The sequence below is a fragment of the Pseudomonas knackmussii B13 genome (assembly GCF_000689415.1).
Classification (GTDB): Bacteria; Pseudomonadota; Gammaproteobacteria; order Pseudomonadales; family Pseudomonadaceae; genus Pseudomonas; species Pseudomonas knackmussii.
Genome location: NZ_HG322950.1, coordinates 3,466,714 through 3,479,823 on the forward strand (window position 1 = coordinate 3,466,714; position 13,110 = coordinate 3,479,823).

Consider the following 13,110-nt stretch of genomic DNA (forward strand, 5'->3'; position numbering starts at 1 on the left):
CTCCGAAAGAACTCGCCATGAATGCCAATCAGCCAGCATCGCCGGAAGGCGCGCCTAGTATTGCTTCTTTCTTCATCGTCATTGCAACCGATCATCCTGGCATGTCTGAAGTGCGTGCGCGGGTACGGCCGTCGCATCGCATTTGGCTGCGCGAGCATCCGGGCCACGCGATCAATGTTGTCCATGGGGGGCCGTTGCTGGACACGCAAGGCGCCATGGATGGCACGCTTCTCGTTGTGCAGGCGGCGCATATCGACGACGTGCACGCCTTCGTGGCCCACGACCCCTACGTACAGGCAGGTCTGTTTGCCGAGCTGTCGGTTCGCACATGGGAATGGACCTTGGGGCGGGGAACCTCATAAATCCTGGGTACAGGCCTCCTACCCGCCGCTCAAGGAACGGACATCCGGACGCGGAGGCGAAAAACCTTACCGGGAGGAATTGCAGTCGGTCTTGGCCGTCTGGTTGATCAGTTCGTTGCAATAGCCGCCCACGACGGGATTTAACGCACTCCTAGCGTCTAGGTAAACACGCGTTGCGGCACGCCGTTGGCGTCGAAGTCCTGGCTCGTCAGCACGGCGCTTCTTCGAGCGCATTCACGTGGCGTTGCAACTGGCGAACGAACTCGGAGAACTGGGGTGTCTCGTCTGTACTGGAGCGCTCGAACTCCTTATAGGGCGTGACGGCTTGCAATACTTTGCCCACGTTGGTCGGTGTGACGACATCGATGGCTGCACGGTTTCCGAGGTTGGAATGGGGCTTGGTCAACAGACGATACAGCGCCCAAGAATCTACATGCGGGCATTGGTTCATGAGCGCTTGGGCCAGCCGGCGCTTGAGCGGCACCAGTTGCCAGTCGGGAACGCGCTGCCCCCGGTTGCCCAAGCTGATGGACAGTAGCTTGCCTGCCTTCAGCTCGCGGTTGATCTGGTCTTTGGACTTCCCAGCCAGCTTCCCGAACAGCGCGACCGGCAGATTGTTCGGCGACTCGTACATGGCCAGCATTTCCTCACGCTCGCGCTGGATGGCAGAGACCTCCGACTCAGGAGCATGCGCCGGAGGCGGCGGCACCTGCGACAGGCGCTGGAACGTGATTCCGCCGCTGTTGGGGGTCACGACGATGGGCGTGGCCGCCACGGGCGGTGAGCCGGAGACACCGGGCTCGGCGACCGTCGGGGCCACGTCCACCGCTTCCTCCACTTCCGCCATCGCTGGCACCCCGTCGATACGGATGGTCAGGTGCGCGCTCGCAGCTTGCACTTCGCCCTGTTCGAGCAGGTCCAGGCGATCGGCCCAGTCCTGCATCATGCGGCGACGCGGCTCCACGTACTTGGCGTGGTTGTAGGCCGAACTCACCTTGTTGGGGTCGGAGTGCGAAAGCTGCGCGTCCACCCAAATCTTCGGGTAGCCGATCTCGTTGAGTGCCGTCGAGATGGTGCCGCGGATGCCGTGCCCGGTCAGGCGCCCCTCGTAGCCCATGAGCTGCACGGCCTTGTTGAGGGTGTTCTCGCTGATGCGTTTCTTGAGTTCGCTGCGGTGCGACAGCAGGTACTTCTGCGCCGGCCGCATCACGCCCAGGAGATAGCGCACGATCTCGATGGCCTGCAGGGACAGGGGCACGATGTAGGGCGGCACGTCCTGCGGCCGCTTGCCGGCCTTGCGCATTTCGTCCTGGAGTTGCTTGACGACCTCCGGCGGGATGATCCAAAAGCCCCGGTCGAGGTCGAACTGCTCGGGTTCGGCCAACCGCAGCTCGCCCGTGCGCACCCCCGTCAGGAACAGTAGCCGCACGCCAAGCTGGGTCTGCCAGCCCCGGGGGTTGTAGCGTCGCAGCTTCTGAAGGAACTCGGGCAGTTCGGGCAGGTGCAGATAGGGGTTGTGGGCCACCGGGGGCTTGGGCTCGGCCACCACGTCCAGGTCCGCAGCCGGGTTGACTTCCAGCCCCTCGGCGATGACCAAGGCATAGCGGAACATCTGGTTGAACCAGGTGCGGACCTTCTCGGCCGTGGTGAACGCCTTGCGCTTCTCGATCGCCGCCAGGACGCCCAGGAGCTGGGGCCGGCGAATGTCATAGATGGACATCTTCCCTAGGGTGGGCAGCACGTCCTTGTTGAAGATGCGCAGGATCTGCGAAAGCGTACTCTGGCGGCCTTCCTTGAGTTCCTTGCGGCGATGCTCGACCCAGGCATCGAAGACGTTCTTGAAGGTGTATTCGCCGGCCAGCTTGGCCGCGTGCCGACGCTGATCGCGTTCGATTTGGGGATCGATCCCCCTGGCGATCAGGGCCTGGGCCTTGTCCCGCTCGGCGCGGGCCTCGCGCAGGCTGAGGGCAGGATAGCCGCCCAGGGCCATGCGCTTTTGCTTGCCCAGCCAGGAGTAGCGGAACATCCAAGACTTGCCGCCTGCGGCAGAGACCATCAGGCTCAGGCAGTCGTTGTCGTAGAGGGTGTAGCGTTTGCCGGTGGTCTTGGCCTGCCGGACGATCAGATCAGAGAGTGCCATTTCGAGGCTCCTAAGTAATGACTTAGGCCCTATGCTCGTCATGGTTCCCGCTCAGCCCCAGCAACTATCCGGAAGCCGCCTCACCCGTATTCCTGTGCCTAGATTGGCGCCTAAAAAAGGCTGGCTGTGGGTGGATTTCCGTGGCGCTCGCTGGAATGAAAAAAGGGGCCGAAGCCCCTCTTTTCAACGACTTACAGACGTCAGTAGAAGTCTGTAGATCATAACTTGGAGCGGGAAACGAGACTCGAACTCGCGACCCCGACCTTGGCAAGGTCGTGCTCTACCAACTGAGCTATTCCCGCGTCGCGTTGACGGGCGCCATTCTAACTTTTTCTGATGCCTCGTCAACCCTTTGATTCAAAAAAAGTTTATTTCTCTTTCGGGGTGGTGCTCAGGTGCGGCCAGGCGGCCAGCAGATAATGCAGCATCGACCACAGGGTAAGTGCGGCGGCGATAATAAGCAGCGCATAGCCGGTCACTACCCAGAACGAGATTACTGGCGAGTTGGCCAACAGGATGACCAGCGCCGCCATTTGCGCGGCGGTCTTCCATTTGCCGAGGCTGGATACCGCTACATGCGCGCGGGCGCCGAGTTCGGCCATCCATTCGCGCAGGGCCGAAACCACGATCTCGCGGCCGATGATGATTACCGCCGGCAGGGTCAGCCAGAGGTTGGCGTGCTCTTCCACCAGCAGCACCAGGGCCACCGCGACCATCAGCTTGTCTGCCACCGGGTCGAGGAAAGCACCGAACGGCGTGCTCTGCCCCAGCTTCCGCGCGAGGTATCCATCCAGCCAGTCGGTAGCCGCCGCCAGGGCGAACACTGCGCTCGCCGCCAGGTGACTGGCCGGGAACGGGAGATAGAACAGCAGGATGAAGAACGGAATCAGGAAGACACGAAGCAGGGTTAACAGGTTCGGAATATTCATCGGGACCACTGGCCGGTGAGTTGAGCCCGGCATTCTACTCGCTGTGCAAAGCAGCATAAATCTGCTCGGCCAGCTTTTTGCTGATCCCCGGGGCTTTGGCGATTTCATCGATACTGGCGCGCCCGAGTTCCTGCAACCCGCCGAAATGCTTGAGCAAGTCGCGGCGCCGCTTCGGCCCCACGCCCGGCACCTCTTCCAGGCTCGACGTACGCCGCGCCTTGCCCCGGCGCGCGCGGTGGCCGGTGATGGCGAAACGGTGCGATTCGTCACGGATCTGCTGGATCAGGTGCAGCGCCGGGGAATTGCCCGGCAGGGTGAACTCGTGCTCGGCGTCGTTCAGGTAGAGGGTTTCCAGGCCCGGCTTGCGCGTCACGCCCTTGGCCACGCCCAGCAGGATGAGGCCCACCACCGAAAGCTCCTGGAGCACTTCCTGGGCCATGGCCAGTTGCCCCTTGCCGCCGTCCACCAGGAGGATGTCGGGCATCTTACCCTCGCCTTCCTTGAGCCGACTGAAGCGTCGCGTGAGCGCCTGGTGCATGGCGGCGTAGTCGTCGCCGGGGGTGATGCCTTCGATATTAAAGCGACGGTAGTCGGACTTCAGCGGGCCCTCGGGGCCGAACACCACACAGGAGGCCACGGTCGCCTCGCCGCTGGAATGGCTGATGTCGAAGCACTCCAGGCGCTGCGGTGGTTCGTCCAGGTCCAGCGCTTCGGCCAGCGCCTCGAAACGCGCGGCCACGTGCTGCCGGTTGGCCAGGCGCGCGGCCAGGGCCTGTTCGGCATTGGTCACCGCCAGTTGCTGCCAGCGCGCCCGCGTGCCGCGCACGCGGTGGCTGATCTCCAGTTCGCGGCCGCGCGCGGTGGCGATGGCTTCGATCAGTACCGGGAAGTCCTCGTGGACCGCATTGACGATCAACTCGGCCGGCAAGTCGCGCTCGTGGTGGCTCAGGTAGTACTGACCAAGGAAGGCCAGCAGCACTTCGTCGAGTTCTTCCTCGATACCGACCTGCGGGAAGAAGTTCTTGCTGCCCAATACGCGCCCGCCACGCACGCTGATCAGGTGCACGCAGGCGCCGCCCGGGTTGACGATGGCGGCGATCACGTCGACGTCGCCGCTACCGCCTTCCATGCTCTGCTGGTCCTGCACACGGCGCAGGATCGCCACCTGGTCGCGCAGTTCGGCGGCTTTCTCGAAGTCCAGGCGCATCGCCGCCTGCTCCATGCCGCTGTTCAGCTCATCGGCCAGCTGGTTGCTGCGGCCTTCGAGGAACATCACCGAGTGACGCACGTCCTCGGCGTATTCCTCCGGGCTGACCAGGCCGACACAAGGCCCCTTGCAGCGCTTGATCTGGTATTGCAGGCACGGCCGGGTACGGTTGCGGAAGTAGCTGTCTTCGCACTGGCGCACCAGGAACGCCTTCTGCAGCAACGCCAGGCTCTCGCGGATCGCTCCGGCACTGGGATACGGGCCGAAGTACCGACCCTTCTGCTTCTTCGCCCCGCGATGGATCGACAGCCGCGGGTACTCGTCCTCGCTGGAGAGGAACACGTATGGGTACGATTTATCGTCGCGCAGGAGGATGTTGTAGGGCGGCCGCCATTCCTTGATCAGCGTCTGCTCGAGCAGCAGCGCCTCGGTCTCGTTGGCGGTGATGGTCGTCTCGACCTGGCTGATGCGCGCCACCAGGGCGGCGGTCTTGGGCGCGAGGCCGGTCTTGCGGAAGTAGCTGGCCAGGCGCTTCTTCAGGTTCTTCGCCTTGCCGACGTAGAGCAGCTTGGCGTCCACATCGAACATGCGGTAGACGCCGGGGCGGCCGCTGCAGGTGGCGAGGAAGGCCGCCGAATCGAACACCGCGCTCATCTAGTTGCTGGCATCCACCATGCCGTGGCGCACCGCCAGCAGGGCCAGCTCGACGTCGCTGGTGATGGAGAGCTTCTCGAAGATGCGGTAGCGGTAGGTGTTCACCGTCTTCGGCGACAGGCAAAGCTTGTCGGAGATGCTCTGCACCTTGTGGCAGTTGGCGATCATCAGGGCGATCTGGATTTCGCGTTCGGACAGCGCGTCGAACGGCGAGCCGTTCTTCTCCGGCTCGAAGGACTTCAGCGCGAGGGTCTGGGCGATCTGCGGGCTGATGTAGCGATGCCCGGCGAACACCTGGCGGATGGCCTGGACCATTTCCTCCAGCGCCGCACCCTTGGTCAGGTAGCCGGAGGCGCCGGCCTGCATCAGGCGCGTCGGGAAAGGATCGTCCTCGCACACGGTCACGGCCAGCACGCGCACGTCCGGCTGGCTGCGCAGCAGCTTGCGGGTGGCTTCCAGGCCGCCGATGCCCGGCATCTTCACGTCCATCAGGACCACGTCGGGCTTGAGCTCGCGGGCCAGCTTCAGGGCGTTCTCGCCGGAATCGGCCTGCCCTACCACCTGCAGGCCGTCGATGTCGGCAAGCATGCGAGAAATACCGGTGCGCACCAGATCGTGATCGTCGACCACCAGCACCTTAATCACGCAGCACCTCATTGCACAGAATTGGGAATTCGGTCGCTCGTCGGAGCACCGTGGAATCCGCGAACCTTAACAGAAAGCAATGCTCTGACCTAGCTTGGAACATGGGTGCCAAAAAGCAAACGCCAGGAAAATATCATGCGTCCCGAGCCGCGGGGCGCACACTTCGCCTGGAAGTCGGCAAGCTGTCAAGGACGGGCATTTCGAGCCTTTCGCTCGGGAACGCGCAAGTCGTCGGTTGACCCGCACGTCGAGAACGCACCGCAGCGCGCCAGGTGCCATGCTGGAGGCATGATTCGACGAGCTGCGTCACCGCCCGTCCCCTGCCCATGAGGACCGTCGACCATGTCCCTGCACATCGAAACCCCTCTGATCGAATCCCTGCCGCTCAGCCGCCAGGCCGGGCGCAGCATCTGGCTGAAGCTGGAGGCATTGCAGCCCAGCGGTTCCTTCAAGCTGCGCGGCATCGGCCTGGCCTGCGAAACCTATGCGCAGCAGGGCAAGCGACGTTTCGTGTCGTCCTCCGGTGGCAATGCCGGCGTCGCAGTGGCCTACGCTGGCCAACGTCTGGGTGTGCCGGTAACCGTGGTGGTGCCGGAATCCACCACCGAGCGCGCGCGGAACCTGCTGCGCGAGCTGAACGCCGAGCTGATCGTGCACGGCGCCAGCTGGGCCGAAGCCAATACCCTGGCACAGTCGCTGCTCGACGATGAGAGCGCTTTTCTCCATCCCTTCGACCACCGCCTGCTCTGGCGCGGCCATGCCAGCCTGGTCGACGAGGTTGCGCGCAGCGGCTTCAGGCCGGATGCCGTCGTCCTATCCGTCGGCGGCGGCGGCCTGCTCTCCGGTGTCATCGAGGGGCTCGAACGCAACGACTGGGGCGAGCTGCCAGTGATCGCCGTGGAAACCCGCGGCGCCGACTCGCTCAACCAGGCGCTGCGCGCCGGCACCCGCATCACGCTGGAAGCCATCACCAGTATCGCCACCTCGCTGGGCGCCAAGCAGGTGTGCGAGCGCGCCTTCGACCTCGCCCGAAGCCATGATGTGCGCAGTGTCGTGGTGTCCGATCGCGCTGCGGTAAATGCCTGCGAGCGCTTCCTCGACGACCACCGCCTGCTGGTCGAACCAGCCTGCGGCGCCAGCCTGGCCATGGCCTACGAAGGCGCCGAGGCGTTGGAAGGCTTCGACAAGGTGCTGATCGTGGTCTGCGGTGGCGTCACCGCGACGGTCGACAACCTGCGCGAATGGGCACGGGTCTGCGCCTAGAAATCCGCATTCGCGGCGGCCGTCAGCAACCACAGGCGGCCCTCCTCCAGGCGAAACGGCTGCGCCTGCAGGTGGGCGCCGGTACAGGGACCGTCGACACACAGGCCATCCTCGAAGCGGAACATAGCGCTGTGATGGGCGCACATCAGCCATTGCCGGCCGTAGGTGCAGAACTCCCCGGAACGAAAATCCAGCGGCACCGAGAAATGCGGACAGCGATTGCGATACAGCCAGGCCTCGCTGCCACGCCGCACCGCCACCAGCGCCAGGCGCTCGCCATCCAAGGCCAGCTCCAGGGACTTGGCGCCGCCGTCGGGGATCTCCTCCAGGGCGCAGAGCTCAGTGGCGTCCACCATCAGCTCCTCAGTTCCGGGTTGCCCAGGCCCCAGTTCCACGGGCGGATCTCGATGCGCTCGAAGATGCCCGCGCGCACATAGGGGTCGTCGTCGAGGAAGGCGCGCACTTCATCCAGTGAAGCGGCCTGCACCACCAGCAAGGTGCCGTTCATGCAGCCATCGGCGGCATCCAGCGTCGGCCCGCCAAGGCGCACGACGACCCGATGGGGCGATGGATCACGCAAGTGCTCCCGGTGCGCCGAACGTATGCGCTGGCGCAGGGCCAACTGCTCCGGCTTGTCGGTGGCGAACACGGCGAAGTACTGGTGCATCGTCAGCCTCGCTCCAGCACGAAGTCGTAGCGCGCCAGGCGGAACTCCCCGGCGAAGTCGAACTCGGCGGCCAGCGCGTGATCGGTCCCGCAAGGCTCGTAGACCACCCGCAGGGAATCCTTGACGCCAAATACCGCGTCGGAATCCAGGTACGGATCGTCGTGGTTGAACAGGTGGGTCACCAGGGTGCGCTGGCCGGCGGCCTCGATCATGAAATGCAGATGCGCCGGACGCCACGGATGGCGGCCGGTGGCCGCGAGCAACTGGCCGACCGGGCCGTCGGTGGGAATCGGGTAGCTGACCGGGACTATCGTGCGGATGGCGTAACGCCCTTCCGCGTCGGTGCGGTAGCGTCCGCGCAGGTTGCCCTGCGGCTGTGCCTCGTCCTGGCCGGAATACATGCCGTTCTCGGCGGTCTGCCAGACGTCCAGCAGCGCCCCGACGACCGGCCGGCCATCGGCATCGAGCACACGGCCGGTGACCAGCGCCGGTACGCCGGGGCTGAAGGCCATGTTCTCGCCATGGCCGCGCTCCGGCATGCCGGCAATGTAGAAGGGACCGAAAACGGTGCTTTCGGTGACGTGCTCGGCGGCGCGGTGGTTGATCGCATCGACCAGCATCGACAGGCCGATCACATCCGACAGCAGGATGAATTCCTGGCGCACCAGGCCGTCGCACTTCTGTCCGGTGGCGGTGAGAAAGCGGATGCCTTCGAACCATTCGGCCTCGGTCAGCTCCACTTCGCTGGCGAAGGCGTGCAGATGGCGCACCAGGCTCTGCACGAGCTGGCGCAGGCGCGGGTCGGCGGTGCCGGCGAAGCTGGCGACCGCCTGGGCAGTGATTCGGGATTCGGGGCTGAGGGTTGTCATTGTTGTTCTCGCTCTCGACGGACGGCGGCGCCCCGCCTGCCAGCCACGGCCGGCAGCCGGGGCGCCGGCGACGATCAGGCCGGTGGCAGGCCCAGGCGGGCGCGCTCGAGCAGCGCCTCGATGGCCGCCTGCTCGAACGGCCGCGGGTTGTAGTAAGGGCTGGCGCAAGCGATGCGCGCGGTTTCCGCGGGGCCGTCCGGCGGCAGGCCGATGGCCTCCAGCGCCAGCGGGATGCCGAGCTTGCGGTTGAGGGCGAACAGCAGTGCCCCCACCTCCTCCGCCCGCTCGCCGCCCAGCGCACGCGCCGCGCGGGTCAGCGGCCCGGCGGCAGCTTCGCGGTTGTAGTGCGCGGCATGCGGCAGGACGATGGCGTGGGCCTGGGCGTGCGGCAGGTTGAAGGTGCCGCCGAGGGTATGGCAGAGCTTGTGGTGGATGGCCATGCCCACCGAGCCCAGGCAGATGCCCGCCAGCCAGGCGCCGTAGAGCGCGCGGCCACGCGCATCTTCGTTCAGCGGATCGGCGACCACCTCCGGCAGGGCTTCGGCCAGGGCGCGGATCGACTCCTCGGCCATCAGGCTGACGATGGGGTTGGCGTCCTGGGCATACAGCGCCTCTACCGCATGGGCCATGGCGTTCATGCCCGAGCAGGCGGAAATCGCCGGCGGCAGCGTCAGGGTCAGCTGCGGGTCGTAGATCACCGTCTTCGGCAGCACCCGCAGGTCGCGCCCGGTCTTCTTCAGACGGTTCTCGGTGAGCCCCCAGATGGGTGTCATCTCGGAGCCGGCGTAGGTGGTTGGGATCGCCAGGATCGGCAATCCGGAATCCAGCGCGATGGCCTTGCCCAGGCCGATGGTCGAACCGCCGCCGACGGCCACACAGCAATCGGCCCCCAGGCGCGCGGCCTCGGCGCGGGCGGCCTGGGCCACTTCCAGTGGTACATGCATCACCGCCTGCGGGTAGACGCCGGCGCTGCGCGCGCCGAGCAGTTCGGCGACGCGCTCACCCTGGGCGCGCTGCTCCGGTGTTGTGAGGATGAGCGCGCGTTCGGCGCCCAGGCGCTGGATCTCCTCGCCCAGGCTGGCCAGCGAACCGGCACCGAAGACCACGCGGCTCGGCATGCCCTGGTAGATGAATGACTGCATGGCGGACCTCAGCGTTTGAAATGCGGCGGAATCTGCGCGTCCACGTTGACCCAGACCGAGCGTGCCTCGGTGTAGTCGTGGATCGCCTCGAAGCCCATCTCGCGGCCATAGCCGGACTGGCCGACGCCACCGAAGGGGCTGCCGGGGCTGACGCGCTTGTAGCAGTTTATCCAGCACATGCCGGCCTGGATGCGCTCGGCCATCCGGTGGGCACGCTGCAGGTCGCGGGTCCAGAGGCCGCTGCCCAGGCCGTAGGCGGTCCCGTTGGCGATGGCCAGCGCCTCCTCGTCGGTGGAGAAGCGCAACACGGTGACGAACGGACCGAACACCTCTTCCTGGGCCACGCGGTCGCCCGGGCGCGCCTCGACCACGGTCGGCTCGACGTAGTAACCGCCGGCCAGCGCCGGATCGCTGGGCGCCTTGCCGCCGGTGAGAATCCGCCCGCCCTGCTCCTTCGCCACCTCCACATAGGACAGCACGCGATCGCGGTGCAGCGCCGAGGTCAGCGGGCCCATCTCGGTGTCCGGGTCCAGCGGGTTGCCCAGGCGGATCGACCGCGCCAGTTCGACGAAGCGGCCGAGGAAGTCGTCGGCGATGCGCTCGTGGAGGATCAGCCGCGAGCCGGCGATGCACGCCTGGCCCTGGTTGTGGAAGATCGCCCAGGCCGCGCCGTTGATCGCCGCGTTGAGGTCGGCGTCGTCGAAGACGATGTTCGCCCCCTTGCCGCCCAGCTCCAGCTGCACGCGCTTGAGGTTGCCCTGGGAGGCTTCGACGATGCGCCGGCCAGTGGCGGTCGAGCCGGTGAAGGCGATCTTGCCCACGTCCGGGTGCTCGGCCAGGCGCTGGCCGGCGGTGTGGCCGTAGCCCGGCACCACGTTGACCACGCCGGCCGGGAAACCGACTTCGTGCATCAGCTCGGCGATGCGCAGGGTCGACAGCGGGGTGATCTCCGAAGGTTTGATCACCACGGTGTTGCCCGCCGCCAGTGCCGGGCCCATCTTCCAGCTGGTGAACATCAGCGGGAAGTTCCACGGCACGATCTGGCCGATTACGCCGATGGGCTTGCGCTGCACATAGTTGAGGAAGCCCGCGTCAACCGGGATCACCGCGCCTTCGATCTTGTCGGCCATGCCGCCGAAGTAGCGGAAGCAGGCCGCGGTGCGCGGCACGTCGAGGTTGCGCGAATCGCGGATCGGGTGCCCGGTGTCCAGCGACTCCAGCTGGGCCAGCTCCTCTGCGTTGGCCTCGATGGCATCGGCCAGCCTGAGCAGCAGGCGGCCGCGCTCGGCGGCCGGCAGCGCCGCCCAGGCTGGGAAGGCGCGCTGCGCCGCGGTTACGGCCAGGTCGATGTCCTCGGCTTCGGCCGCGGCGATGCGGGTGATCAGCGAGCCGTCGGCCGGGCACAGCACGTCGATCTGCCCGCCGTTGATAGCGGGCACGAAGCGGCCGTCGATGAACAGTTGGTTCTGCATGCGGAAACTCTCCATGCGCCACCGGCCAGGCTGGCGGCGTTGGGTTGAACGATCAGCGAAGCCCCCGGTCGGGGGCGGGACTTCAGAAATCCACCGGGTACGGTTTGAGCTCGCCGCTCTCGTAGCGCTGCGGCAGGTTCGGCGTGGCGTTCTCCCACACCAGCAGCATCGAGCGCTTGGTGGAGTAGCCCTGGTGGCGGATATCGGCGGGCATTGCGGCGATGTCGCCGGCGCGCATGGTCAGGCGCGCACGAGGGGTGCCATCGTCCTTGTCGCCAACATCCCAGATGATTTCGTCGGACAGCTGCAGGAACCACTCGATGCGGTCGTTGCCGTGGAACACCGGGAGGATGAATTCCTCGGTGGTCGGGCAGAACAGGCTGGCCTTGCACACCGAGCTGACCGAGGGGTTCCAGGTCACGTCCGAGCGCGACAGGTACTTGAACAGGTTGATCGCGTGCAGCTCGCCCTCGAAACCTTCGGCGGCGTGTACTTCCGGCTCGTCCTGGGGCACGTCGGCGAACTGGCGGTTCACCGGCAGGTCGTCGCGCAGCGGCGAGTCGTCCGGCAGCCCCGGCATGCGCCGGGTGGCGATGCGGAAGCGCTCGATGGCCTCGATGTTGTCGCCATGCTTGCGGCCGAAGGCGCTGCCGGTTTCCTCCGGCGCGGCGAAGGGATCGAAGCCGGCGTTGGTCCAGTCGCGCAGGATGGCCTTGAAGGTGGCCATGATCTTCGGCGTCTCGAACTGCTCGATGTAGTCGACACCGGCCTCCTTGAGCACGCCATTGAAGGTGCCGGCGTAGAGGTCGACCTTGCCGTAGTGGTTGCGGGTGCCGATCACCGCATCGAAGTTCACCCAGCCGTAGAAGAAGCCCCAGGCCACGTCGCGCATCATCGCGCGGAGGAAGGCGTCGGCGGGGATCAGGTGCGAGCGCAGCTGGCCCTTGGCCGGCCACTCGACGCGGGCGAAGTACTCATCGCGGGACAGGGTGAAGGCGCCGAGACGGAAACTGCGGTAGCCGGTGACGGAATCGGGCTGGCTGGCCTCCACCTCGTCGAGGGCGAAGGTGCGGGTCGGTTCGGGGGTTTCGAGCATGGCCATGGTGGGCTCCTTTTATTGTTCGCGGGCGGGCTTACTTGAGGCAGATGTCCGCCCACTTCTCGACCGAGAGCGGGCCCTTGATGGTCTGCTGCAGCAGCACGCCGGGACGCGGGCTCTCGAAGCGGTAGGCGCAGCCGGCCGGCAGCAGCGCCTGGTGGCCGCGCTTGAGCAGGACGTAGCCCATCGGCTTGCCCAGCGGCTGCTCGCCGGCCAGCTCGGTGCCCTCGCCTTCGCGCAGCGGCGCGTCGAGCTTGAGGAAATCGATGCGCACTTCGCCGTCCATGCAGATGGCGAACTCGTCGTGGGCGCAGTGGAACCAGGGGGAGCGGCCTTCGGCGCGCAGTACCTCGATGACGTAGCCGAGGTTCAGGCCGACCACCACCTTCTCGTAGGCGGCGGACTGGCTGGCGACTTCGAAGACGTTGGAGAAGGCATAGTGGCGGGCGTCGCCCTTGACCAGTTCGATGGAGCCCTTGCGATAGTCGTCGAGGGATCCGAAGACAGTACGGAATGCGGCACTCATGTCGTTCACCGTTTGTTGTTGTAGTCGTTGCAAACAAGGTACGAGCCCTCGGCCCCGCCAACAATCACAGGCGGTCCGACAGGAGTGTTCGCAAATCGCAAACAAAAACGGCGCCACCAGGGCGCCGCGAAAGCC

13 protein-coding genes and 1 tRNA gene are annotated in these 13,110 nt (G+C 66.0%); 2 read left to right on the top strand and 12 right to left on the bottom strand.

The genetic code is table 11. From position 1 onward, the window contains the following. Positions 1-17: 17 nt before the first annotated feature. Positions 18-362, top strand: coding sequence for a YciI family protein (locus PKB_RS16160; protein WP_011489371.1), 345 nt, complete (start codon positions 18-20; stop codon positions 360-362). 208 nt (positions 363-570) lie between these two features. On the opposite strand, the gene PKB_RS16165 is transcribed toward PKB_RS16160, so the two are convergent. From PKB_RS16165 to gacA, 5 genes are all read right to left on the bottom strand, one after another. Continuing rightward, positions 571-2,502 carry a tyrosine-type recombinase/integrase gene (locus tag PKB_RS16165; RefSeq protein WP_011489372.1) on the bottom strand — a complete coding sequence of 644 codons (1,932 nt, stop codon included), beginning with the start codon at positions 2,500-2,502 and terminating at the stop codon, positions 571-573. 226 nt (positions 2,503-2,728) lie between these two features. Beyond that, positions 2,729-2,804: transfer RNA gene (locus PKB_RS16170), tRNA-Gly, on the bottom strand. A 66-nt stretch (positions 2,805-2,870) separates the two neighbouring features. Beyond that, entirely contained in the window at positions 2,871-3,431 is a 561-nt protein-coding gene (gene pgsA / locus PKB_RS16175) for a CDP-diacylglycerol--glycerol-3-phosphate 3-phosphatidyltransferase (RefSeq protein ID WP_043253139.1), read from the bottom strand. A 34-nt stretch (positions 3,432-3,465) separates the two neighbouring features. Next, positions 3,466-5,292, bottom strand: coding sequence for an excinuclease ABC subunit UvrC (gene uvrC, locus PKB_RS16180; protein WP_043253140.1), 1,827 nt, complete (start codon positions 5,290-5,292; stop codon positions 3,466-3,468). Beyond that, the gene (gacA, locus tag PKB_RS16185; RefSeq protein WP_043253142.1) at positions 5,293-5,937 is read right to left on the bottom strand and encodes a response regulator transcription factor GacA; all 645 of its coding nucleotides are present in this window, start codon (positions 5,935-5,937) and stop codon (positions 5,293-5,295) included. It abuts the gene before it with no gap. A 342-nt stretch (positions 5,938-6,279) separates the two neighbouring features. On the opposite strand from gacA, the gene PKB_RS16190 reads away from it, so the two are divergent. Continuing rightward, on the top strand, positions 6,280-7,200 hold the full coding sequence (locus tag PKB_RS16190; protein WP_043253143.1) for a pyridoxal-phosphate dependent enzyme: 921 nt from the start codon (positions 6,280-6,282) through the stop codon (positions 7,198-7,200). Here PKB_RS16190 and PKB_RS16195 read toward each other — a convergent pair. The 7 genes from PKB_RS16195 to PKB_RS16225 all read right to left on the bottom strand — a co-directional run bounded on the left by PKB_RS16195 (position 7,197) and on the right by PKB_RS16225 (position 12,975). Then, on the bottom strand, positions 7,197-7,553 hold the full coding sequence (locus PKB_RS16195; protein WP_277914508.1) for a Rieske (2Fe-2S) protein: 357 nt from the start codon (positions 7,551-7,553) through the stop codon (positions 7,197-7,199). The two genes, PKB_RS16190 and PKB_RS16195, sit on opposite strands and share 4 nt — an antisense overlap. 2 nt (positions 7,554-7,555) lie before the next feature. Further along, a complete protein-coding gene (locus tag PKB_RS16200) occupies positions 7,556-7,867 on the bottom strand; it encodes a YciI family protein (RefSeq protein ID WP_043253144.1) in 312 nt (103 codons plus the stop codon). A 2-nt stretch (positions 7,868-7,869) separates the two neighbouring features. After that, positions 7,870-8,736 carry an intradiol ring-cleavage dioxygenase gene (locus tag PKB_RS16205; protein WP_043253145.1) on the bottom strand — a complete coding sequence of 289 codons (867 nt, stop codon included), beginning with the start codon at positions 8,734-8,736 and terminating at the stop codon, positions 7,870-7,872. Between the two features lie 74 nt (positions 8,737-8,810). Further along, positions 8,811-9,878 (bottom strand): maleylacetate reductase, encoded by a 1,068-nt coding sequence (locus PKB_RS16210; protein ID WP_043253146.1) that lies wholly within the window; start codon positions 9,876-9,878, stop codon positions 8,811-8,813. 8 nt (positions 9,879-9,886) lie between these two features. After that, the gene (locus PKB_RS16215) at positions 9,887-11,350 is read right to left on the bottom strand and encodes an aldehyde dehydrogenase family protein (protein WP_043253147.1); all 1,464 of its coding nucleotides are present in this window, start codon (positions 11,348-11,350) and stop codon (positions 9,887-9,889) included. 82 nt (positions 11,351-11,432) lie between these two features. Then, positions 11,433-12,452, bottom strand: coding sequence for a hydroxyquinol 1,2-dioxygenase (locus tag PKB_RS16220; protein WP_043253148.1), 1,020 nt, complete (start codon positions 12,450-12,452; stop codon positions 11,433-11,435). Between the two features lie 31 nt (positions 12,453-12,483). Further along, complete coding sequence (locus tag PKB_RS16225; protein ID WP_043253149.1) at positions 12,484-12,975, bottom strand: cupin domain-containing protein; 492 nt, start codon at positions 12,973-12,975, stop codon at positions 12,484-12,486. Positions 12,976-13,110 lie beyond the last annotated feature (135 nt).